19 protein-coding genes and 2 tRNA genes are annotated in these 23,610 nt (G+C 66.7%); 6 read left to right on the top strand and 15 right to left on the bottom strand.

What is annotated here, in order from left to right:
* Positions 1-41: 41 nt before the first annotated feature.
* Positions 42-185, bottom strand: a complete 144-nt coding sequence (locus tag ON062_RS13990) for an IS3 family transposase (protein WP_368859987.1) — start codon at positions 183-185, stop codon at positions 42-44.
* Positions 136-264: a hypothetical protein gene (locus tag ON062_RS13195; protein WP_274647602.1), complete on the bottom strand. Its 129-nt coding sequence runs from the start codon at positions 262-264 to the stop codon at positions 136-138. The genes ON062_RS13990 and ON062_RS13195 overlap by 50 nt, the downstream gene beginning before the upstream one ends.
* Before the next feature lie 123 nt (positions 265-387).
* Between ON062_RS13195 and ON062_RS13190 the strand changes: the two genes are divergently transcribed.
* Positions 388-1,577 (top strand): IS3 family transposase gene (locus tag ON062_RS13190; RefSeq protein ID WP_274647601.1). Its coding sequence is split into 2 segments (ribosomal slippage): positions 388-666 and positions 669-1,577, totalling 1,188 coding nucleotides; the frame shifts between segments, so codons are not numbered across the junction.
* A gap of 309 nt (positions 1,578-1,886) precedes the next feature.
* Here ON062_RS13190 and ON062_RS13185 read toward each other — a convergent pair.
* The 7 genes from ON062_RS13185 to serS all read right to left on the bottom strand — a co-directional run bounded on the left by ON062_RS13185 (position 1,887) and on the right by serS (position 8,854).
* Complete coding sequence (locus ON062_RS13185) at positions 1,887-2,918, bottom strand: DUF2599 domain-containing protein (RefSeq protein ID WP_274647600.1); 1,032 nt, start codon at positions 2,916-2,918, stop codon at positions 1,887-1,889.
* Positions 2,919-3,577: 659 nt separating this feature from the next.
* Positions 3,578-3,666, bottom strand: a tRNA-Ser gene (locus ON062_RS13180).
* Between the two features lie 70 nt (positions 3,667-3,736).
* Positions 3,737-5,071 carry an LCP family protein gene (locus tag ON062_RS13175; protein ID WP_274647599.1) on the bottom strand — a complete coding sequence of 445 codons (1,335 nt, stop codon included), beginning with the start codon at positions 5,069-5,071 and terminating at the stop codon, positions 3,737-3,739.
* Positions 5,071-6,351, bottom strand: a complete 1,281-nt coding sequence (locus ON062_RS13170) for an LCP family protein (protein WP_274647598.1) — start codon at positions 6,349-6,351, stop codon at positions 5,071-5,073. Before ON062_RS13170 ends, ON062_RS13175 begins: the two co-directional genes overlap by 1 nt.
* A 57-nt stretch (positions 6,352-6,408) precedes the next feature.
* Positions 6,409-6,493: transfer RNA gene (locus ON062_RS13165), tRNA-Ser, on the bottom strand.
* 178 nt (positions 6,494-6,671) lie between these two features.
* Entirely contained in the window at positions 6,672-7,583 is a 912-nt protein-coding gene (locus ON062_RS13160; protein WP_274647597.1) for an HAD family hydrolase, read from the bottom strand.
* Positions 7,580-8,854: a serine--tRNA ligase gene (gene serS, locus ON062_RS13155; protein WP_274647596.1), complete on the bottom strand. Its 1,275-nt coding sequence runs from the start codon at positions 8,852-8,854 to the stop codon at positions 7,580-7,582. Before serS ends, ON062_RS13160 begins: the two co-directional genes overlap by 4 nt.
* Before the next feature lie 55 nt (positions 8,855-8,909).
* On the opposite strand from serS, the gene ON062_RS13150 reads away from it, so the two are divergent.
* From ON062_RS13150 to ON062_RS13140, 3 genes are all read left to right on the top strand, one after another.
* On the top strand, positions 8,910-9,911 hold the full coding sequence (locus ON062_RS13150; RefSeq protein WP_274647595.1) for a diacylglycerol kinase family protein: 1,002 nt from the start codon (positions 8,910-8,912) through the stop codon (positions 9,909-9,911).
* 185 nt (positions 9,912-10,096) lie between these two features.
* The gene (locus ON062_RS13145) at positions 10,097-11,500 is read left to right on the top strand and encodes a deoxyribodipyrimidine photo-lyase (RefSeq protein WP_274647594.1); all 1,404 of its coding nucleotides are present in this window, start codon (positions 10,097-10,099) and stop codon (positions 11,498-11,500) included.
* A gap of 303 nt (positions 11,501-11,803) precedes the next feature.
* The gene (locus tag ON062_RS13140) at positions 11,804-13,015 is read left to right on the top strand and encodes an IS110 family transposase (protein ID WP_274647641.1); all 1,212 of its coding nucleotides are present in this window, start codon (positions 11,804-11,806) and stop codon (positions 13,013-13,015) included.
* A gap of 4 nt (positions 13,016-13,019) precedes the next feature.
* Here the strand turns inward: ON062_RS13140 and ON062_RS13135 are convergent, their stop codons facing one another.
* The 6 genes from ON062_RS13135 to ON062_RS13110 all read right to left on the bottom strand — a co-directional run bounded on the left by ON062_RS13135 (position 13,020) and on the right by ON062_RS13110 (position 21,164).
* Positions 13,020-13,409 carry a DUF6176 family protein gene (locus ON062_RS13135; RefSeq protein ID WP_274647593.1) on the bottom strand — a complete coding sequence of 130 codons (390 nt, stop codon included), beginning with the start codon at positions 13,407-13,409 and terminating at the stop codon, positions 13,020-13,022.
* Positions 13,410-13,798: 389 nt separating this feature from the next.
* Positions 13,799-15,859, bottom strand: coding sequence for an alpha-galactosidase (locus ON062_RS13130; RefSeq protein ID WP_274647592.1), 2,061 nt, complete (start codon positions 15,857-15,859; stop codon positions 13,799-13,801).
* A 16-nt stretch (positions 15,860-15,875) separates the two neighbouring features.
* Positions 15,876-17,210: an ABC transporter substrate-binding protein gene (locus ON062_RS13125; protein WP_274647591.1), complete on the bottom strand. Its 1,335-nt coding sequence runs from the start codon at positions 17,208-17,210 to the stop codon at positions 15,876-15,878.
* Between the two features lie 71 nt (positions 17,211-17,281).
* Positions 17,282-18,181, bottom strand: coding sequence for a carbohydrate ABC transporter permease (locus ON062_RS13120; protein WP_274647590.1), 900 nt, complete (start codon positions 18,179-18,181; stop codon positions 17,282-17,284).
* Positions 18,178-19,116 (bottom strand): carbohydrate ABC transporter permease, encoded by a 939-nt coding sequence (locus ON062_RS13115; RefSeq protein WP_274647589.1) that lies wholly within the window; start codon positions 19,114-19,116, stop codon positions 18,178-18,180. The genes ON062_RS13120 and ON062_RS13115 overlap by 4 nt, the downstream gene beginning before the upstream one ends.
* Positions 19,113-21,164 (bottom strand): beta-galactosidase, encoded by a 2,052-nt coding sequence (locus ON062_RS13110; RefSeq protein WP_274647588.1) that lies wholly within the window; start codon positions 21,162-21,164, stop codon positions 19,113-19,115. Before ON062_RS13110 ends, ON062_RS13115 begins: the two co-directional genes overlap by 4 nt.
* Positions 21,165-21,308: 144 nt before the next feature.
* Here ON062_RS13110 and ON062_RS13105 point away from each other — a divergent pair, with 144 nt between their 5' ends.
* Positions 21,309-22,331, top strand: coding sequence for a LacI family DNA-binding transcriptional regulator (locus ON062_RS13105; protein ID WP_274647587.1), 1,023 nt, complete (start codon positions 21,309-21,311; stop codon positions 22,329-22,331).
* A gap of 37 nt (positions 22,332-22,368) precedes the next feature.
* On the top strand, positions 22,369-23,433 hold the full coding sequence (locus tag ON062_RS13100) for an LLM class flavin-dependent oxidoreductase (RefSeq protein WP_274647586.1): 1,065 nt from the start codon (positions 22,369-22,371) through the stop codon (positions 23,431-23,433).
* Positions 23,434-23,610 lie beyond the last annotated feature (177 nt).

Here is a 23,610-nt window from a genome sequence, read left to right as displayed (position 1 = left end):
TCCAACAGACGCAGGGCGCATCAGTCGACTCGCACTCCTCCTCAGTCGCAACGACGACGACGTCGCCGCTTCCCGCGGATCACACCGGCGATCCCCAGGTCGCGCATGAGGCGTTCGACCGTGCAGCAGGCGATGTCATGCCCGTCGCGACCGAGACGGAGACAGAGCCTGCGGACGCCGAGCACCTTCCGCTGCTTCTGCCACGTCGCCAGCACGATCGGTTTCCGGGAACAGCTCGCCTTCGACGACGTCGAACGGCTCCATCCCGCGATTCTAGGTACTCCATCGGGGTGCAACTCAACTCACGCTCACTACGAAGTCGGGTCTGCCCCGAGTTTGGTTGACATCTGAACTGTGAGGATTCGTCCTCGCTGGAAGGATGTTTCTGTGGCAAAGCCCTACCCGAAAGAGTTCCGCGACGATGTCGTGGCCGTGGCCCGCAAGGGCCAGGCGTCGTTGGCGCAGATCGCGAAAGACTTCGGTATCTCCGAAGGCTCGCTGACGAACTGGTTGAAGCAGGCCGATATTGAGGACGGCAAGCGGTCCGGCCTGACCGAGGACGAGCGCAAGCAGTTGCGTGAGGCGAACAAGCGGATCCGGCTGTTGGAGCAGGAGAACGAGGTGCTGCGGCGGGCCGCGGCGTATCTGTCGCAGGCGAACCTGCCGGGAAAATAGTCTTCCCGCTCGTCCAAGAGATGGCTGCTGCCGGCGCCCGGATCAGGGTGCCGGTCGCGGTGGCGTTGCGGGTTCTCGGCCTGTCCCGGCAGGGGTACTACCAGTGTCGAGGTGACCCTGTCTCCCAGCGTGACTGGGACGATGCGCACCTCATTGATGTGCTCTACGAGCTGCATGCGGATGATGTCACCCTCGGGTACAGGTTCCTCACTGACGAGCTCGACACCGAGCATGGCATCGTCGTGTCGGAGAACCGGGTGCACCGGCTCTGCCGGATCGCCGGGATTCACGCGTCGCACCACCACAAGCGCAGCAAGCCCGGCAGTACCGGGCCGGCGCCGCACGACGACCTCCTCGCGGTCGTCGACGAGCACGGTGTGGTCCGGCACGAGTTCGTCGCCGACGGGCCGAACAAGGTCTGGCTCTGGGACATCTCGGAACACCCGACCAGGGAAGGCAAGCTCTACATCTGCGCGATCAAGGACGTCTGGTCGAACAAGATCGTCGGCTACTCCATCGACACCCGCATGAAGTCATCTCTCGCGCGGGCGGCGATGCGGAACGCGATCGCGTTGCGCTCACCGAACGGCACGATCTGCCACTCGGACAGAGGCGGTCAGTTCCGCGCGAAGCGCACCCAGAACCTGCTCAAGAACAACGGCCTCGTCGGCTCCATGGGTAGGTCTTACGGGGCCGGGGACAACGCGAGCATGGAGAGCTTCTTCAGCCTGCTCCAGAAGAACGTGTTGAACACCCGACGCTGGGATAGTCGCGAAGAACTCCACCTCGCGATGGTCGTCTGGATCGAAACGAAGTACAACCGTCGACGCCGTCAGCGCGGCCTCGGCAGACTCACCCCCATCGAGTTTGAGATGATCTACAAGGACGCAGAAGCGGCCTGATCACCCCAAACCCCGACTGTCAACAAGACTCGGGGCAGACCCGTCCCACCTGCCAATCTGCTGTCTTCCCGGCCGTTTACTCAGATGACCGAGATGGCCTCAATGCGCCTGCGACCCCCGCGGCCGCGCCGATGACCAAGCAGACCAGGCCTGCCCCGCCCACGAGCGCAGCAGGAATGATATTGCCGGCACGTCCTTCACTATCTGATGCGTAGCCTTCCGCGATTGCCCAAGCGACGCCAAAAACAACAAGGACTACCCCAGCAAGAAGTAGCAGAAGCGACCAAAACATAGTGCGCCGCATATAGGTCACGGGTTGCACCCGGCGACAATAGTGTCCCAATAGCTGACGTTGGGACGCCAGGAATCAAGATTCCACGGAGTTTTGAAAGGTGCGAAATCCCAATGGCATTGCAGCTGGTTCTTGTACTTCGTTCCCTCGTAAGTCGAGCTGACGTATAGCTTGTACTCCGCCCAGTAGTTGTTGAACGCGGTTATGGCCCAGCCGTTCACTGGATATACAGCGACCGTCTTCCCCTGAGTGACCGTGTTGACGTTCACTTTCGAGATGTATGCCCCCTTGACGGCCGGGTCTGCAACGATCGGGTAGGCATCACCATCACCATGATCTACCACTTGCACTAGCGCGTTGCCGACCACCTCGTAATTCGTGGTCACCGCTTCGCCATCTGCATCGAGCGCCCATGCTGGCTCAATCATCGCCGCAGGCAAACCCTCCGAATTGAGGATCGCAAAGTACCCATTCCCGGCGTCGACGAGTTCACCACCGTTGGGCAAGGTGATGGGGTACGCATATCGATTCGGGGCTCCAGGACCATCGATGACCGTGGTGATCTGCAGAGTGCCGTCTGGCTGAGGAATCGGCACCGTGGTGGAGCCGTCGTTGTTATCGTATGTCGCCAGCCCGAAGTCACCGTAGTCGGCTTCATCCGCCCGATGAGCATTTGGTAGGCCGATCACAATCTCATCGGCCCCATCTTGCTTAAAACCCACACCTTCCGAGGGGTCGACTGGAATGTCCACCCTGACGATGCTGTCAGGGTTGGTGGGGTCAAGCATCGGGTGCGTGACCACCGACCGACCGAACTCGTCCTCGTCCAGAAGCTCTTTGTGTGCGACCACGATGCCTTCGTCTGTGGATACGGCTTCAAGGGATTCGGGCGCGATACTTGCAATCACCCCGATTGCGCCACTCGAATCGTCAATCTCAGCTGCCGCGGACGGCGCCGCCGTCCCGCACACGGGGACCAGAACAGCGCCAGCGGCGACACCGCCCCGCATGCCGACCAGCCTTTTAGGGCGCGAATCGCTGCTAACCATGTCTCACCACTCTGCGAACAGACTGTCGCTTAATTGCGTTCGGCACTGCACCGAGCTTCGACTTGCTGATCTTCAGTATGCACGTTGCGAGAGTGGCGCAAGGGACTACTGCACGAGTAGGTGACATCTGACCTGGCTTGCCTGCGACGGCCGGACCGGACGGATGTTGCTGTCCCCAAGCCCTACCCGAGCGAGTTCCGCGACGACATCATGCGCGTCGCGCGCAACCGCGAGCCCGGGAGCGACGACCGAGCAGATCGCAAAAGACTCCTTCGTCAGAAGTGGATGCGGCGTTCGAAGATCGAAGTTAGTTCCGCGCCCGGCGTCCATCGAGTTCGAGACCATCAGGAACACGACCGTCGCACTGGCGGCGCTACTACAACCTGCCACCTATCCGTGTATCAGTCTCCCAAAGCCTGCTTCTGCTGACTACAAACCACCAGGCTTGCCCTGTTCGAGACCGAGGGATTCGCGCTCCCGGTGCCGACCTTCATACTGTCGAACTGTTTGTCACCCGAGTCGAGGCTTCGCAGAATGTCAACGACTAACTCGGGAGCTCGCGCAATATGCTCGATGGCCTCGCGGTCGCGAACGTGCCAGAAATGGCAGATTTCGTGGCAGAAGCGAAGAGAAACCTAGTTTGACCGGGGGTTTTTCTGCGGAGACGGAGGGATTTGAACCCTCGGTCCCCTTGCGAGGACTCCACCTTAGCAGGGTGGTGCACTAGGCCTGACTATGCGACGTCTCCAGGTGAACGAGCACGAATGCACGAACAACCTCAGCAATCATAACCGCTCGCGCGCGTAGCGACGAACCGATCACCCCTCAGGGACGGTGCAGGTCACCTGCGCGGCAGTGGTTCCGGCGATCGACGACGGCAGGTCGACGCGATCGTCGGCCGAAGCATCCGCGGCATCCGAGTCATCAGAAGAACCCGACGCACTGTCCGTCGGTTCCGGCGTCGCCGTCGCGCCGTCAGCCGAGGCCGAAGCGCTCGGCGTGGCCGAAGGCTTCTCCGCCTCACCGGTCACCTCGACGCCGTAGCCCTGGCTCGCCTCACCGGTCAGGGTCAGCGGCTTGTTCTCGGCGAGCGCCGTGAACAGCACGGCCGCGGCATCCGTCACCGGAAACACTCGACTCGCACCGGTACCACTCGCGTAGACGGTCGGGTACTGAACGAACACGATGTCCTCGTACTCGACGTCCTTCACGGCCATCGCGATCTGCACCATCAGGGTCGGGTTGGTCAGCGACTGGCTCAGCACCAACTGGTCTTGCGTCACCTGGTTCACAGCCGTGTTGGCGAGGTTCAGCAGCACACCGGGGTTCGCGAGCACCGACTCGGACTGCAGCTTGCGCACCATCGACGACATGAACTGCTGCTGGTTCGAGATGCGACCGAGGTCGGATCCATCACCGATTCCGTGACGAATACGCAAGAACTGCAGGGCCTCCGCGCCCACCAGCGTGTGATTACCCGCCGTGAGATTCAATCCCGTGTGTGAGTCGCTGATGTCGCCCGCCACACACACATCGACGCCCCCGATGGCATCCGACATATTGATCACGCCAGTCCAGCGAATGGATGCCGCGAACTGAATGTCCACACCGGTGAGCTCCTCGACGGTGAGCACGGTGCAGGGCAACCCGCCGTACATGTACGACACGTTGATCATCTGCTGGCTCATCGCCGAGTAGTTGCCGCCCGACCCGTCGGGGCACGACGGAATCGGCACCAGCATGTCGCGCGGGAAAGAGACGACCGTCACGCGGCGCGGCTCGTCCGAGATGTGGACGAGCATCGTGACGTCGTTGCGCTCGCCCCCGTCATCGTGCGCACAGCGCGGGAACAGCTCGAGGTCCTGCCCCTCGCACGAGTCGGTACCGACGAGCAGCAGATTCACGCCACCCTCGATCGCGCCGAGCGACGGCGGAATCACGTCGTCCTCACCCAGCGCGACCGCAGCATTCGTCACCGCGGTCGCCGCACTCGCGACCGAGTATGCAGCCACACCCGTGGCGCTGACCGCGACGACACCGAGTGCGACCGCGCACATCGCGAGCAGCCGCAGCAGCGGGTGCCGCTCCTTCACTACCGCGTGACGCGCGATCGTCTGTCGACCCTCACCCGAGGGCCTTCCTGCTGCACCCATCACCCATTACCTCGCAGATTGCCGTTGGAGCAGGTGTCCTGCGCCGCAGTCGAACCCGAAATCGACGACGGCAGCTCCACGGCCTCGTCGGTCGCCTCCGGCGTCGCGCCCGGTGTTGCCTCGGGGGTCGCCTCAGGCGTCGCCTCCGCGGCATCCGGATCCTCTTCAACGACCACACCGTCGTTGGCGCCGGCCTTGCCGGTGATCTCGAGCGGACGATTCTCTTCCAACGCGTCCCACAACTGCTGCGCCGACGCATAGTCGGGCACGACGCGGTTCGGGTCGCTCGGGTCGGTCAGCACCGGGTACTGCACGAACACGATGTCTTCGAACGGCACATCCTTCACGGCGAGCGCGATCTGCACGAGCGTGGCGGGGTTCACCAGCGACTTACTCGGGGTGATGTTCTCCACCGTGGTCGTCGCCAGCTTGTACAGCAGCGGCAAATTCGACAGCACCTCGTCGCCCATGAGCTTCTTCGCCAGGCGTGACATGTACTGCTGCTGGTTCGAGATGCGGCCGAGGTCCGAGCCGTCACCGACGCCGTGGCGCGTGCGCAAGAACTGCAGCGCTTCGATCCCCTGGATCGTGCGGTTGCCCGCTGGCCAGTCGATGCCGGTATGAGAATCTCGGATGCCGCTGGCCAGGCATACTTCGACGCCACCGATGGCATCCGTCACCTCGATCACGCCACCCCACGTCACCTTCGCCGCGAACGGAATGTTCTGCCCACTCAGCTGAGAGATGGTCTTCGTCGTGCAGTTCAGGCCACCCAAGAAGAACGTGGCGTTGATCTGCTCTTTGCTGAGCGCCGACGTCGTGGTCCCGTCTTCGCGCGTGCACGAAGGAACCGGAACCATCAGGTCACGCGGGAACGACACCACCGTGACGCGGCGCGGCGCGTCAGAGATGTGCACCAAGAGGTTGACGTCGTTGAGTTCCCCCTGCGCCGACTCTCCGGTGCACCGGCCGCCGAAGTAGTGCGCGTACTCGGGCTCGCATGCGTCGGTTCCAGCGAGAAACAGGTTCACGCCGCCCTCGATCGCACCGATGTCGGGCGGCACAGCCTCTTGGCCCTCGAGGTCGACCGAGTTCGCGACGGCGGTCTGCGCGATGTCGGTCACGGCATATGCCGCCACCCCCGCGCCCGAGACCAGCGCGACAGCCGCGACGATCCCGACGACCTTCATCACCAGGGCCAGAGGGTGCGGCGAACGCAGCTCACCATGCCGCGCCACCGTGCGCCGGCCGCGCCGTGCGCGGTGGGTCGCCTCTGCCACTCGTGTGTCCTCTCGAGATGCTCCGTCTGTTTCGTCGCCCCCGGCACACATTGTTTGCGGAGGGTGTGGGATTCGAACCCACGGGACATTGCTGCCCACTGGTTTTCAAGACCAGGTCCATCGGCCGCTCGGACAACCCTCCCGATCGATGCCACACGTGGCATCCATCGAACAATCGTCGAGTCTAGCCGACGGCGCCGTCGGTTCATTGTTCCAGCGGTGTCTGTGGAGCACCTGTAGGAGAGTGGATGCCGCTCCCCGGCACCCCGAAGCGGCTTACAGCGCGCGCAGCGGCGGGCGGGACGCGCGCGAGGCGAGGCCTACAGCGCGCGCAGCACCGCCGCGACGCCGCCCTCGCGCACCGAGATAGTGAGTTCGCCCGCGGCATCCCGAACCTCTTGCGGGCCCTGCGCCATCGCAACCGCACGACCGCCGTTCTCGAGCGCCCAGCGGAACATGCCCAAATCATTACGACCGTCACCGATCACCAGAACGTGCGCCGGGTCGAGGCCCAACTCAGTGCGCACACGCTCGAGTCCGGTGCTCTTGTCGACCCCGTGCGGGGCGATGTCGAGCCACGCCGTCCAGCCGACGGCGTATGACACGTGGTGCAGACCGATCTGATCGACGAGCGCGTTGAAGTCCTCTTCGTGCTGGTCGGGCGCGACGACGACCACGCGGCACACCGGCTCGATTCCGAGCTCGCCGAACGGCACACGGTCGGCGCGGGCGAGGTTCCAGTCGGGTAGGTAGTCGGTGTAGCGACGCCCGCCGTCAGGGAGCTCGACCAGGTAGTGCGCGTCGGGCAGGTGTTCGCCCAGCAGCGCGAGCACCTCGCTGGCATCAAAGGTCTCAACCACGTGACGCTCGTACTCCCACGTGACGGCGTCGGCGCGCTTGAGGACGACGGCTCCGTTCGAGCACACCACGTACTCGGGTGCGATCTCGAGCGTCTGCAGCACGCTGCGCGTGCCTTCCCAGCTGCGGCCGGTGGCGATCATCACCTCGTGCCCGGCGCTCTGAGCGTGGGCGACGGCGTCGATCACGCCGGGGCTCGGCGATTCGTCTTCGAGCAACACGGTGCCATCGATATCGAGGGCGATGAGCAGTCGCTCGGTGACAGTTGCCGGGTCGGCGGCATCCTCGGCCACCTGCTCGATGATGTCGGCGGCATCGGTCTCGGGTGCGATCTCGATGCTGCCTGTCGCGGGGAGGTGGGCCTCTTCGCTCACGCGATCGGCTCCATCACCTCGAGGCCACCCAAGAACGGGCGCAGCACCTCGGGTACGAGCACCGATCCGTCCTCGCGCTGGTGGGTCTCGAGCATCGCGACGATCCAGCGGGTGGTGGCCAGCGTCCCGTTCAGCGTCGCGACCGGGTGCGTCTTCCCACCCTGGTCGGCGGGCAGCCGGTAGCGGATGTCGAGGCGCCGCGCCTGATAGGTCGTGCAGTTCGATGTCGACGTGAGCTCGCGGTACGCGCCCTGCGTCGGAACCCATGCCTCGACGTCATACTTGCGCGCGGCGCTTGACCCGAGGTCACCGGCGGCGACGTCGATCACGCGATACGACAGGCCGAGGTCACGCAGCATCTGCTCCTGCAGTTCGACCAGGCGCACGTGCTCTGCCTCGGCATCCTCGGGCGTCGTGTAGACGAACATTTCGAGCTTGTTGAACTGGTGCACGCGAATGATGCCGCGCGTGTCCTTGCCATACGAGCCCGCCTCGCGGCGGTAGCAGGTCGACCACCCCGCGTAGCGCTTCGCGCCCTTGTCGAGGTCGAGGATCTCGTCCATGTGGTAGCCGGCGAGCGGAACTTCGCTCGTGCCGACCAGGTACATGTCGTCGTCGGGCAGGTGGTAGACCTCGTCCGAGTGCTGACCGAGAAACCCGGTGCCGCGCATCACCTCGGGGCGCACGAGCGTCGGCGGGATCAGCGGCGTGAAACCGGCCTGCAACGCGCGGTCGAGCGCGAGGTTCATCAACGCGATCTCGAGGCGGGCGCCGATGCCGGTCAAGAAGTAGAAGCGGCTCCCCGACACCTTGGTGCCGCGCTCCATGTCGATCGCGCCGAGAAGCTCACCGAGTTCGAGGTGATCGCGCGGGGTGAAGTCGAACGTGGGCTGGGCGCCGTGCGTGCGCAGCGTGACGAAGTCGTCTTCGCCACCTGCCGGAACGCCGTCGATGACGATGTTCTCGATGCGGGCGAGGGCGGCGTCGGATGCCTCTTCCGCCGCGGTCACGGCATGCTGGGCATCCTTCACTCGAGCGCTGAGATCCTTGGCCTGCGCAACGAGCGCGGCCTTCTCTTCTTTCGGCGCCTGCGCCACCAGTCGGCCGTGCGCGTTCTGCTCGGCACGGAGCTCTTCGAACGCCGTGATCGCGGCGCGGCGGTCGCGGTCTGCGTCCAGCGCCGCGTCAACGGAGTCAGCCGACTCCCCACGCGAGCGCTGCGAGCGCTTGACCAGCTCGGGATTTTCGCGGAGAAGTACGGGATCAATCACCCCACAAGTCTAGTCAGGCGCGGGCGCGCGGCATCCGACGACTATCGTTACCGTCATGGCCCAGGACTCTTCCTCGTCTTCTTCGCGCAAGCGCGCCGCGCTCGTGTACAACCCCATCAAGGTGGATGCCGAGACGCTGCGCGCGAGCGTCGTCGACGAGTCGAAGAAAGCAGGGTGGGACGAACCACTCTTCTTCGAGACCACCGTCGAGGACATCGGCTACGAAGTGACCCGCGAGGCGCTGTCGAACGACGTCGACGTGGTGCTCGTGGCCGGCGGCGACGGAACCGTTCGCGCCGTATCGGAGTCGATGAGTGGAACGGGCGTGCCGCTCGCGATCGTGCCGAGCGGGACGGGCAACCTTCTCGCGCGGAACCTCAAGCTGCCCCTGTCGAACCCGGCGACGATGGTCAAGGCCGCGTTCACGGGTGAGTCGACCGCGATCGATGTCGGCTGGGCCGAGCTCGTCCGCGAAGACGGCGACACCGAGAAGCGCGCGTTTGTCGTGATGGGCGGCATGGGCCTGGACGCCGCGATGATCGCCAACACCAACCCACAGCTGAAGAAGAGCGTGGGCTGGGTCGCGTACGTCGACGGTGCCGCGCGGTCGCTCGCCGACGCCAAGCCGTTCCGGGTGATGTACCAAATGCCCGGGCACAAGCTGCACTCCGCGCGCGTGCAGAGCGTGCTGTTCGCCAACTGCGGGCAGCTGCCGGCCGGGCTCGACCTCATCCCCGAAGCGTCCGTGTCGGACGGCGCGCTGGACGTGGTGGTGTTCCAGCCGAAGGGCACGCTCGGGTGGCTGCTGGTGTGGCGCCGCGTGGCGTGGGACAACTCCGTGCTCAAGCGCTTCCGCGCGGGCCGCAAAGTCCTGTCGTTGCGGACGCGCGACAGCGCGGTGCGCTACTCGCGCGGTGCGGGCATCGAGGTCGGCGCCGAGTCGGCACACCCCGTGCAGCTCGACGGCGACGAGTTCGGCGAAGCCACGCGCATCACCGTGACGCTCGACGCCGGCGCGCTGCTCGTCATGGCCCCGAAGGGCCTCGACATCCCGTAGCGGGGCCCCGCGCGCCCCGCACCGGCCCGCCACCGCACGGCCCGCCCGCTACCACGCACCGGCCCCGCCACCGCACGCACCGCACGCACCCCACACCGACCCCGCCACCGCACGCACCGCTACCACATCACCCGCAACCCCGCACAGGCCTGTGATCCACCGCCGCACAGCGGCAGGATGAAGCCATGGCTACCCCGAACACGCCTGACACCACGCGACCGAGCATCGTCTGGTTCCGCGACGATTTGCGGCTGGCCGATAACCCCGCGCTGCGCGCAGCGGTCGATCGCGGCGCCCCCGTCGTTGCGGTGTTCATCCTCGACGAGGAATCCCCCGGCATCCGCTCCCTCGGAGCCGCCGCAAAATGGTGGCTCCACCACTCCCTCAACCAGCTGGCCTCGCGGCTCGCCGATCGCGGCGCCCGCCTCATTCTTCGTCGCGGGCCCGCCGCCGACGTCATCCGCTCACTCGCTGACGAGACCGACGCGGGGGCCGTCTTCTGGAACCGACGCTACGGCGGCGCCGAGCGCTCCGTCGACCAGGGCATCAAAGAGCGGGTGCGAGATGCCGGCGCCGACGTCGCGTCATTCGCGGCATCCGTGCTCTTCGAACCATGGACCGTGACGACCGGCGCCGGCACGCCCTACGCGGTGTTCACCCCGTTCTGGAAGGCCTGCCAAGCACTCCCCGCGCCACGCCAGCCACTCCCCGAGCCGCGCGAAATCGCCGGCGCCGACCTCGCCATCGCCTCGGACGACCTTGACGAGTGGATGCTGCTCCCCACCTCCCCCGACTGGGCGACCGGCTTCACCGAAACGGGCGAGCCCGGCGAACTCGGAGCGCGCCAGCGCCTCGCGGCGTTCCTCGACGAAGACCTCGGCAGCTACGACTCGGCTCGCGACGAGCCCGCCGCCGGATCGACCTCGCGCCTGTCGGCACCCCTGCGCTGGGGCGAGATCAGTCCCTACACGGTCTGGCACGAGACGCTCGCGCACGCCGGAACGGGCCGGCATGCGGCATCCGCTCATCGCTTCCTCTCTGAGATCGGCTGGCGCGAGTTCGCGTGGCACATCGCGTACCACTCGCCCGACCTCGCGACGAAGAACATCAAGCGCGAGTTCGACGAGTTCCCCTGGCCGCCGCTCGACGAGGACCACCTGCGCGCGTGGCAGCGGGGCGTCACCGGCGTGCCCCTGGTCGATGCGGGAATGCGCGAGCTGTGGCACACCGGCACCATGCACAACCGCGTGCGCATGGTCGTCGCCTCGTTCCTCACCAAGAACCTGCTGATCGACTGGCGCCTCGGTGAGCAGTGGTTCTGGGACACGCTGATCGACGCGGATGCCGCCAGCAACCCGTTCAACTGGCAGTGGGTCGCAGGTTCTGGGGCGGATGCCGCGCCCTACTTCCGCGTGTTCAATCCCGAGCTGCAGGCGCAGAAGTTCGACCCGCATGGCGAGTACATCCGTTCGTGGGCGCCGGAGTACACCGGCGCCGGCGACGGGCTGGCTCCGCAGCCGATCGTCGACCTGCGCGAGACGCGCCAGCGCGCGCTCGACGCGTACGACGTCGTCAAGCGCTCGCGCTGAGGCACGCACTTGGCGCGCGTCTCGCGCCTCCCCGACGCTACCCCTCCCCGCTGCTCCCCCCCGTTACTTTCTTCGTAGCCGTCCGGCGAGCATGCTGGCCGGTGGCAGCCTGCCGGGCTCGGCATGATTGGTCCCCCCTGTCCTCGATGATCCGGGGGGTGTTGTCACCGAGCCTGGTTGGCGGTGGGTGATCGCTGATAGGGGCCAGGCCCGAGCACGCTCGAGGTCGTTCGTAACGTGGATGCCGAGACGCACCGTCGCAGCTGTCGTTCCCAATCGAACGGAGGAGCAGTGGTCACACAGATTGAGAACTACGACCAGGTCGACGTGTTCGTCGGGCTCGATGTTGGCAAAGGCGAGCACCACGCAGTCGCTCTCGACCGGACCGGGACGAAGCTCTACGATCGGGCGCTCCCGAACGACGAGCGACGACTCCGAGCCGTGCTCGCCGACCTTCAGAAACACGGCGTCGTGCTGCTCATCGTGGACCAGCCAGCAACGATCGGCGCGCTACCTGTCGCCGTCGCGCAAGCCGCGGGCGCCTTGGTCGGATATCTACCGGGACTTGCGATGCGACGCATCGCTGATCTGCACCCGGGCGAGGCCAAGACCGACGCGAGGGATGCGGCGATTATTGCGGAGACCGCACGGACGATGCCGCACACGCTTCGCTCGATCCGGGCGACGGATGAGCAGGTGGCCGAGCTCACGATGCTCTGCGGATTTGACGATGACCTGGCCGCCCAGATCACCCAGGTCGGCAACCGAGTCCGAGGACTACTCACCCAGATCCACCCCGCGCTGGAACGCGTGATCGGGCCACGGCTCGATCACCCCGCGGTCCTCGATCTGCTGCAACGCTGGCCGTCCCCGGCTGAGCTGCGTGCAGCGGGCCAGAAGCGGATCGCCACGCGGATGCTGAAACTCGCTCCTCGAAAGGGTCGGGAATGGGCGCACGAAATCATGGTCGCGCTCGGCGAGCAGACCGTCGTCGTCACCGGCACGAACGCGGCCGCACTGGTGCTTCCACGCCTCGCCGCACAGCTGGCAACTTTGCGGCAACAGCGTGATGAGGTTGCGGCCGAGGTTCAGAAGCTGGTCGATGCGCACCCTCTTCAGCCCGTCCTGACGAGCATGCCCGGAGTCGGCGTCAGGACCGCAGCCCGACTCCTCACCGAAGTCGCCGGGAAGCACTTCCCCACCGCCGGTCACCTCGCCGCCTACGCCGGCCTCGCCCCCGTCACCCGAAGATCCGGGTCCTCGATCCGAGGGGAATACTCGTCACGGCGTGGGAACAAGATCCTCAAGAACGCGATGTTCCTCTCCGCATTCGCCGCGCTCCGCGACCCCGACTCCCGCGCCTACTACGACCGAAAGATCGCTCAGGGCAAACGTCACAACCAAGCGCTACTCGCTCTTGCTAGGCGTCGATCCGACGTCCTCTACGCCATGCTCCGCGACGGCACCCTTTACCAGCCGCACGCGGGCAAAGACGAAATGCGAGACGCTGCTTGAGCGCTTAATCGGCGAGGCCCGAAGCACCCCACCGTTGCATGACGTCACGCAGATGCGCTGGCGTCAGCATGAACATTGGCTCGATCTCTTCCCAGCCGGGCTCCTTGACCCGACGACTATAAGCAGCGTGAGCGGCGTCGACCGGATGCGACTCATCCAGCCCGCTCCCGTCCTCACCCATCAGCGCCAGATGATAGATCCAGAGCGAACCATCTGCTTCGCGATGCTTGAACGTCGCTTCGAACACCGCGCGTTCGGCCGGCAGGGTCTCGAGACATTCGTCGTATCGCTCCGTGAGCATCGACATCCACTCCGCCAGCTCGTCTTCCTTGCCCTCGACAACACGCGAACGGCTGAGCTCGAGGCGCAACCCAGGCGGGACGGTTGCAGGCATCGGGAAACCCTCGAAATCGCGAGGCACAGGGCGAAACGGAATACGCGGCACAGCATCATCAGCCATGACAGCACCCTGCCATATCCGACCGCGACTTCGACGCAGAGCTTGACGAACTAGATAGGGGCACTCCCCGCTGCTCCCCCCTCAAAATCTGCCTCACCGGCGTGCAGACTCTGGGGGTCGAGGAACGGTCCCGCCCCCGCCCAGGGCTCCGCACTCAAGATCTGCGCCATCCCGGTGCAGAGAGTGGGGGTGGAGCGGTGCTTCCGTCAGCCCCCAAGGCTCCGCCCTCAAGATCTGCGCCATCCCGGTGCAGAAACTGGGGGCGGAGCGGGGCCGGAACGTGGGGGCGGAGTGGAGGTGCGGAACGCGGGGACGGGCGGGCGTCACGACGCGACAGCGCGCAAGACCACGGCATTGCCGGGCGAGAGAAGCGGCATCGGCAGACCGACCTGCATCAGCACGCTACCGAGGAGAGTCACCCCCTCGACCAACCACGGCGGTGGCGCGTCCTGCAGGCTCATCGCGGGCGCGCCGACGTCCACGGCCGTCACCGTGTAACGGCGGTCGGGGTCAAGCCCGGCGAAGCGCAACGGCTCGGCGAGCGCGGCATCCGCTCCCTCGAGCACCGCGTATGAGCAGATCGCCTCTCCGAGGTCATGTGCCACGACGGAGTGGATCATGACCGCTGGGTCGGCGGAATCCACCCGCACTGTACGCCCATGGTGGAGCAGCCCGCGGTGGTGGGTGAAGAGGGCCGTCCAAGTGCGCAGCGCCGCCAGGTCGGCGGCCGAGACCCGCGTGAGATCAGACTCGATGCCGGCGTGTCCGAACAGCGCCGTCGCGAGCCGGAACCCGAGCTCAGCAACCCGGCCGGTGGTGTGTGCGCGTGCGTCGCCGACGTGGCTTCCCAGATACTCCGGCGGCACGACGATGCCCGTCCACCGCTGAATCCGCTGACGCTCGAGGGGATCATTGGTGTCACTCGTCCATACCCGGTCGACCCGGCGCAGAATCTCCAGGTCGATGCGCCCGCCACCGGACGCGCACGACTCGATTTCGACGCCGGGATGCGCGGCCCGCACGCGATCGAGCAGCCGGTACAGGGCCTCGACCTGCGGGCGGGTGGTCGAAACCAGCAAATCGCGGTTGTGATCCCACTTCAGATACGCGATGCGGTACTCCGTCAGCAGTGCATCGATTCGTTCAAACAGGTACTGCTCGACCGCCGGGTTGGCGACATCCAACACGTGCTGCCACCGCCAGGTGAGTCCCTCCGCGGAGGTGAGCAACCAGTCGGGATGCGCGCGGGCGAGGTCCGAATCCACGCTGACCATCTCGGGTTCCACCCACAACCCGAACTGCATGCCCGCGTCCTCGACGAGTGCCGCGAGCGGGTGCAGCCCTGTAGGCCACTTCGCGAGGTCGACGGTCCAGTCGCCGAGCGCGCGACGATCATCCAGACGTCCTTGAAACCAGCCGTCGTCGAGCACGAAGCGCTCGACTCCTACCTCTGCCGCGCGCGCCACCAATGGCTCGAGTCGCTCAAGCGAGTGGTCGAAGTACACCGCCTCCCACGTGTTGAGCGTGACGGGGCGAGGTGATCGGATCGTCGACCACGACCGCACCCACGGGTGGAGCCGATCCGACAGCCCATCGAGTCCTTCGCCCGACCAGGTGGCCACCACCGTCGGCGACGTGTACTGCTCGCCGGGGGCGAGCGTGACGGGGTCAAAGCGCTCGCCTGCGCCCAGCACCGTGCGACCCAACGCCGCGCGCTCGACGAACTGACGCGTATCGCCACTCCACGCGACGTGCGTCGACCACACCTCTCCCGAACGAAACGAAAACCCCGGCACGCCGGCCACCATCAAGAACGGATCGTCATGGCCCCCGCGCCCGTGACGGGTTTCGCGAAGCCAGACTCCGTGGCCCGGTTGTGTCCGCTGCGGGCGCCGCTCGCGCGACCAGAGACCCGCGAAGTCGAGCACTTCACGCGCCCGCTCCGGCAACGGGAACACGACATCGGCCGAGACGAGCGTCAACGGCCGGTCGCCGACGTTGCGCACGCGGTGAGCCACGAGCAGCACACCCTGGGGAGTGAGTTCGAGCGTCGTGGTGGCCGTGGCATCCACTCGCTCGCTCGAGATCTCGAGCACGGCACCGTCGCGGCGCGTAGAGACGCGGTCCCACGCCACGGTCGGGCCGGCGATGTCGACGGCCGGGCGACCCGACCATCCGTCGGCGAGGCCCGGGAGCACGGAGAACCGGAGCGGGCTATCGATCGAACTCGGTGAAACGGCAGGCGTCGATGCCTCCGCGAATGTCAGGAGATCTGCGTCTGCGAGGGCGCCCAGGTCGCGTCCCCAATGGAGGATCGCGGGAACGCCCGCGCCGCGGGAGTCGAGCACGAAGCTGACTCCCGCGGCGCGGAAGTGGTGAATCACGCGGTCAACCCTACGATCACTCCGCGACGGGAATCGACTGTGCCTTGAGGGTCGAGATCGTCGACTCCTGTGCAGAGGCGAGGGCGTCCAGCAGCGTGCCCTGTCCGGTGACGGCCTTCTGGAATCCGTCCGACACGTCGGCGTACGTCTGCGTCATGGTCGGGCCCCACACGAAGTCGGGGTTGACCTGCGCGGCAGCCTCAGCGAACACATCGTAGATCTTCTGACCGCCGTAGAACTCCACACCTTCCTGCAGCGACGGCAGCGTGAGTCCGTCGGTGGTGGCGGGGTAGATGTTCGCCGACTCGTTGAGCGCGGTGAGCGCCTCGTCCGAGGTGTTCAGCCACAGGGCGAACTTGGTCGCCTCGTACAGGTGATCGGTGCCCTTGAACACCGCGATCGACGATCCGCCCCAGTTGCCCGAGCTCGTGCCGCCGGCTTCCCACTGCGGCGACGGTGCGACAGCCCAGCTGCCGGCGGTGTCGGGAGCGCCCGAGGCGATCGAGTTCGCGCCCCAGACTGCGGAGTTCCAGGTCCAGACCTCGCCGGAGTTGTAGGCGTTGTTCCACTCTTCGGTCCATGCGGGGTACGTCGCCACGAGGTCCTCGTCGAGGAGCTCCTGCCAGTAGTCGGCCACCGTGGTCGACTCGTCACCGGTCAGGTCGACGGTCCACTGGTCGCCGTCGTTGGTGAACCAGTCGCCGTTGGCCTGCCAGACGAAGCCGGCGAACTGGTTGATGTCGGCGGTGGAGAAGTTGGTGATGTAGCCGCCCGCGTCGCGCACCTTGACGGCCGCTTCCTTGTACTCCTCCCACGTGGTGGGGATCTCGATGCCGTTCTCCTCGAACAGGTCGGCGCGGTAGAACAGCGCCATGGGACCCGAGTCCTGCGGGATGCCGTACACGGCGTCCTCGGAGCCGAGCGTGACCTGACCCCACGTCCACGGGATGAACTCCGACTCGGCGGCGACGACGTCCTCGCACGCGGCGAGGTCCTCAAGGCCGTCCTGCACACGGAAGCTCGACAGCGCGTCGTACTCGATCTGCCCGAGGTCGGGTGCGTTGCCGGCGGCGAGCTGGCTGAAGAAGTTCTGGTAGGTTCCCGAGTTGCCGTTCGGGCCGGTCTGCACCTCGACCTGGATGTCGGGGTTCTCTTCGTTCCACATGGCGGCGACGTCCTCGATGCCGGGGATCCACGAGGTGAACTCGAGAGTGACGTCTCCGTCAGCGGGCGCGCAGGCAGCGGCATCCGCGCCGCCGTCGGTCGATCCGGTGGTCGAGCTGCATCCGGCAAGGGTGAGCGCGCTGAGCAGTGCGACGCCGGTGACGACTGCTCTCTTGGAGTGCTGCATGATGTTCCTTTTCGATGGTGTGATGCGGATTTTTCTGAGGGATGCCGTGGCCAGGCCGTCGGCGGGGGAACTCACTTCACGGACCCGGTGCCGAGTCCGTTGCGCCAGAAGCGCTGAAGCAAGAGGAAGGTGACGATGAGCGGCAGGATCGACAGGAACGATCCGACCAGCACATAGGTGCGCAGCTCGGGGATCTGGTTGAGCTGCGTGTTCCACGTGTAGAGGCCGTAGGTGACGGGGAACAGCTCTTCGCTGCGCAGCATGATCAGCGGCAGGAAGAAGTTGTTCCAGATCGCGACGAACTGGAACAGGAACACCGTGATCAGCGCCGGCGTCATCAGCCGGATCGAGACCGTGAAGAACGTGCGCAGCTCGCTCGCCCCGTCGATGCGGCCGGCTTCGATCAGCTCGTCGGGCACGCTCGCCGACGCGTAGATGCGGCTGAGGTAGACGCCGAACGGGCTGACGATGCTGGGCAGGAGCACCGCCCAGAACGTGTTCGTGAGGTTGACCTGGCTGAACAGCAGGAACAACGGCAGGGCGAGCGCCGTGGCCGGGACGAGCACCCCACCGAGCACCACGTTGAAGTAGACCTCGCGCCCGCGGAACCGGTACTTGGCGAGGGCGTACCCGCACATGCCGGCGATGACCGTCGCCAGCAGGGCGCCCAAGCCGGCGTAGCCTGCACTGTTGAGCAGCCAGCGCAGGTACACCCCGTCGCCGTAGGCGAGCAGGTCGCCGACGTTGGCGAAGAAGTTCCAGTCGGCGAACCACAGCGCGTTGGTGGTCAGCAGGTCGCCGCGATCCTTGGTGGCGGCGATGAACAGCCACCAGATCGGCACGAGGAAGTAGAGCGTGAACACGCCCATGACGATCAGCGCGGCGCTGCGCGACACGACGCTCTCGCGCGGCCCCCGCGCGGGCTTCAGGTCGTCGGCGGTGGCGCCGCGTGTGCGGGTGAGCATGCTCATGAGTCCGCCTTCCGCTGGGTGAACTTCAAGAACGCGAACGACAGGACGAACGTCGCGAGGGCGAGCACCACCGAGAACGCGGCGGCGAGGTTGACGTTGGGGATCGCGCTGGTCGCGTACACCGTCATGTTGGGTGTGTAGGTGCTCGAGACCGCGGCACTGAACGAGCGGAACACCTGCGGCTCCGCCAGCAGCTGCAGCGTTCCGATGATCGAGAACACCGCGGTCAGCACGATCGCGGGCGCCACCATCGGGATCTTGATCGACCAGGCGATGCGCACCTGACCGGCGCCGTCCAGGCGTGCGGCTTCGTACACCTCGGAGGGGATCGCCAGCAGCGACGAGTAGATGATCAGCATGTTGTAGCCCACATAGACCCACGTGACGACGTTCGCGATCGACCACAGCACCAGCTCGGGCGACAGGAAGTCGATCGTGCGGGTGACGTCGGTGAACGGCGACAGGTTGGGCGAGTAGAGGAAACCCCACATGATGGCCGCGATGACGCCGGGTACGGCGTAGGGGGCGAAGAACGCCAGCCGGAAGAACTTCTTGCCCTTCAGCACGGGCGAATCCAGCAGCAGGGCGAACAGCAGGGCGAGGCCGAGCATGACGGGGACCTGAACGACGCCGAACAGCAGCACCCGGCCCACCGACTCCCAGAACGGGGCGTTCTGGAACACCAGCGCGTACTGCGCCAACCCGCCGAAGACCTGGCGCGGTTCGCCGTATGTGCCATCGCGCTCGACGACCTGCAGCGACTGCCAGATCGCATAGCCGATGGGCAGCAGGTAGAACAGCAGGAACAGCACGCTGAACGGGCCGGTGAACATGGCGATCGCGCCCTTGTGCGGCGTCTTGCGCCGCGGGGGCTTGGGCGCGCGCCGTCTGTCGCGTGACCCGTTGCCGGTCACGAGGACTTCAGTGGCGGTCATTCGGCCACCTCCTCTCGATGGATGCCGGCGACGTCGCCGGTTGTTTCCTTGACGACCCGCACGGCGCCGCCGGGAACGACGAGGACGCCTGCGACGCCCTCGTCGGTGATCAGCTCACGCCCGCGGGCCGTGACTTCAGCGGCATCCGCACCGTGGTTCACGACGAACAGGTATGTCGTGCCGTCGTCGTGGCGGCGGCGCACGAGTTCGAGCGAGGCGGGATCGCCCTCGGTCTCGGCGACCGCTCGCACGCCGGCTTCGCGCGCGATCCGCGACAGCAGACCCCGATAGGCGTCGCGGGTGGGCAGGGTTGCGGTGTACCACGCCGCGCCGGTACCGAAGGTGTTGCGGGTGAGCGCGGGGAGGCCCGCCGAGGGACCGTCGACGAAGGTCGCCACGACCTCGGCGGTCGTCGCGCGGCTGCGTTCGCTCCAGAGGCGTCCGCTCGTGCCGTCGCTGAGCGAGACCTCGACGCCCGGGACGACCGGCGCGAACTCTTCGATGTGCAGGCCCAGCGCGTCGCGGAACGGACCGGTGTATCCGCCGGTGTAGACGCTGTCCTGCTCGTCGACGATGCCGCTGTTGAAGGTGATCAGCGCGGTGCCGCCGGCGTGGATCCAGTCGGTGATGGTCGCGGCATCCGCCTCTGACACCAGGTGCAGTCCCGGAACGACCACGAGCGAGTAGGCCGACAAGTCTGCGCCCGGTCGCACGATGTCGATGGCGCAGCCGTGCGCGTGGAGTGCGTCGTAGGCGGCGTGCACCTGGTCGAGATAGCTGATCGACTGCGACGGACGCGACTCGGTGTTGGCGGTCCACCACGACTCCCACGAGAACACCATCGCCACGTCGGCGACCACGCGCGACCCGGCGACCTCATCGAGACGGTCGAGCGTCGCGCCGAGCCCGATGACCTCGCGCCACAGCGCACTGTCGGTGCCGGCGTGCGGGAGCATCGCCGAGTGGAACTTCTCGCTGCCCTGCACCGAGGCGCGCCACTGGAAGAAGCACACCCCGTCTGCGCCGCGCGCGACGTGGGTGAGCGAGTTGCGCAGCAGCTCACCCGGCTCTTTCGCGAGGTTCAGCGGCTGCCAATTCACGGCACCGGTCGAATGCTCCATGAGCAGCCAGGGCTCTCCCCGCGACAGGCCACGGGTGAGGTCGGCGGCGAAGGCCAGTTCGGTGGTGGGGTCGCCCAGACGGTTGTCGAGGTAGTGGTCATTGGCGACGATGTCCATGTCACCCGCCCACGTCCAGTAGTCGAGGTTCTCGATGTGCGCGGTGACCATGAAGTTCGTGGTGATCGGCACGGCGCTGCGCGGGCGGATGACCTCGACCTCTGCACGGTAGTAGTCCAGCAGCTGGTCCGAGCTGAACCGGTGGAAATCGAGGGCCTGACCGGGGTTCGCCGCCGACAGCGTCGCGCGCGGCGGGAGGATCTCGCCCCATTCGCCGTACGTCTGACTCCAGAACGCCGTGCCCCAGGCCTGGTTGAGCGCATCGAGAGTGCCGTAGCGCGCCTGCAGCCACTCGCGGAACGCCCGGGCGCTCTCGTCGCAGTAGCAGAGTGCGTTGTGGCATCCGAGTTCATTCGACACGTGCCACAGCGCCACCGCGGGGTGCGAGCCGTAGCGCTCGGCGACCGCAGCGACAAGCTTCAGGGCGGCGTCGCGGAATACCGGTGAGCTCGGGCAGTACGCCTGTCGGCCGCCCGGGAAGCGGCGCGTGCCGTCTGCAGCCATGGGCAGGATCTCGGGATGCCGACGTGTCAGCCACGCCGGCGGCGACGCCGTCGCGGTGCCCAGGTTCACACGGATGCCGGCACGGTGAAGGCGATCGATCACGTCGTCCAGGCGCGCGAAGTCATATTCCCCCGGACGCGGCTCGAGGTGCGACCAGCCGAAGATGTTGAGCGCCACGAGGTCGACGCCCGCCTCGCCCATCAGGGCAATGTCTTCGTCCCAGACGTCAGGAGACCACTGCTCGGGGTTGTAGTCGCAGCCGAAGGCGATGCCGTCGTGCGTGAACTCGCGGGCGGGGGCTGTCATGGTCTCCTCGGATCTGTGAACGTGCACAGATCCGATCGCGCATTCTCCGCCTTGAGGTTCTGTGAACGTGTACACACTAAGTCGACCCGTAATCCTTGTCAACATCTCTTTCATCGCATGTGCTCGTGCACATACGATGAGGGCGTGGACGAACCCAACGGCAGAAGGCGACGCGCAACGGTCAAGGACGTCGCGATCGAAGCCGGCGTCTCACGCGGGACTGTCAGCCGCGTGCTCAACGGGCAGCGCTACGTGTCTGACGAAGCACGGGCGGCCATCGATGCCGCCATCGCCAAGGTCGGCTTCATCCCCAACCGTGCGGCACGCAGCCTCGTGATGCAGAGCTCGCAGGCGATCGGACTGATCGTCCACGAACCGCACTCGCTGTTCGTGGAAGATCCCAACATCGGGGCGATCCTGCTCGGAGCCAATGCCGCGCTCTCGGACGCCGACTACCAGCTGTCCTGCCTCATAGCCGACACGTCGCGCGACATCGACCGCCTCGCACGCTATCTGAGCGGCGGGCTGATCGACGGCGTGATCGTCGTCTCGGCCCGCGTCGGCGATCCCATCACGCGCGCGATCGACAACCTCGGCCTGCCCGCCACGTTCGTGGGGCACCCGCGCGACATCGGCGAAGCCGCGTATGTCGCGATCGACAACCGGGGTGCGGCGCGTGAGATCACCACACGGCTGAAGGCGACGGGACGCCGCCGGATCGGCATGGTCGCCGCCGCCCTCGACCGCGACTCAGGCTCGGACCGACTCGCCGGGTTCGTCGACGCCCTGGGCGCAGACTTCGACCCGCAGCTCGTGCAGAGCGTGCCGCTGTACTCGTACTCCGACGGGCAGGCCGGCATGCGTGCACTGCTCGAGCGGGCACCCGACATCGATGGCCTGTTCGCCTCGAGCGACGCCGTGGCCGCCGGCGCCCTCGACGTCCTGCAATCCGCAGGACGTCGCGTGCCCGAGGACGTCGGCATCGTCGGCTTCGACGACAGCTCGTGGGCGCTGCGGTGCGAACCGGCACTGTCGACAGTGCGCCAGCCGGCGACTGAGCTGGGCCGCGCCGCCGCCGAGTCGGTGCTGCGGCAGCTGCGCGGAGAGGATGCCGGCACCGGGGCGCGCGTGCTCGAGTGCCCCGTGGTGTGGCGCGGCTCGGCCTAGCGGAATATCTGACCGCCGCCGTCGTTGTGTCGGGGCGATGAGTATTACGCCCCGCCCCGCTCTGTCGGTTCTCGATCTGGTGCCGGTGCGCACCGGGCAGACCAGCGCCCAGGCGATCACCGCCTCGATGACGCTCGCCGCACGTGCCGACCAGCTCGACTATCGCCGGTTCTGGTTCGCCGAGCACCACAACATGCCGGCCGTGGCATCCACCACTCCGCCCGTGCTCGTCGCGGCGGCTGCTGCGCGCACCTCGCGGATCCGTGTCGGCTCGGGCGGCGTGATGCTGCCCAACCACTCCCCCCTTGTCGTGGCCGAGCAGTTCGCCGCGCTCGAGGCGATCGCCCCTGGGCGCATCGACCTGGGAATCGGACGCGCTCCGGGCTCGGACCCCGTGATCACCCAGCTGCTGCGGCAGAGCGGCACCACGAGCGACGTCGACCGCTTTCCGGACCATGTCACCGACATCCGCTCGCTCGTCTCGCGCGACGGCGCGACAGTGCGATTCACCTCGGGCGGCACCTATGACGTGCACGCGACTCCCGCCGCCGTGACGACGCCCGAGGTGTGGCTGCTCGGGTCCAGCGACTATTCCGCGCAGCTGGCGGCCGCGCACGGTCTGCCGTACGTCTTCGCGAACCACTTCTCAGGTCAGGGACTCGAGCGCGCGCTCGACCTGTACCGCACGCAGTACCAGCCGACCGAAGAGAACCCCGAGCCCCGCACGTTCCTCACGGTCAACGCCGTCGCCGCACCCACCCACGAAGAGGCGGAAGAGCGCACCCTGCCGAACCTGCGGACGATGATCCGCCTGCGCACGAACCGTCCCCTCATCGCGCAGGAGACCGTCGAGCAGTCCCTCGCAGGTGCGGGCGACTTCGACGCGATGGGCGACACGATGGGGCAGGCAGCGCGGGCGGGCTGGTTCATCGGAACCGGCGCGTCGGTCGCGGCATCCATCATCGAGTTCGCCGCCCGCTACGGGGTCGACGAGGTCATGATCTCGCCCATCGCCGGTGCGTACGAGAGTGAGCCGATGGATGCTGCGCCCGGCCGCACGCGCACCCTCGAGCTCATCGCCGAGGCGCAGGCTGCGGCGTAGCGCTGGGCGCTGGTTGGCGGGGCAGCGCCCGGCCCTGGTCGGCGGGGCAGCGCCCGGCGCTGGTCGGCGGGGCAGCGCCCGGCGCTGGTCGGCGGGGCAGCGCCCGGCGCTCCGACCGCGCCCCGGGTCAAGTCCCGTCGTGTGGTGTCATTCCTGCTGTTGCCTGGGGGTGGTTGG

The organism is Microbacterium sp. C7(2022) (assembly GCF_028823665.1).
In the GTDB taxonomy this organism is placed as follows: domain Bacteria; phylum Actinomycetota; class Actinomycetes; order Actinomycetales; family Microbacteriaceae; genus Microbacterium.
Note: the sequence above shows the minus strand (reverse complement) of the source record. Positions and strands in the feature narration are given on the sequence as shown.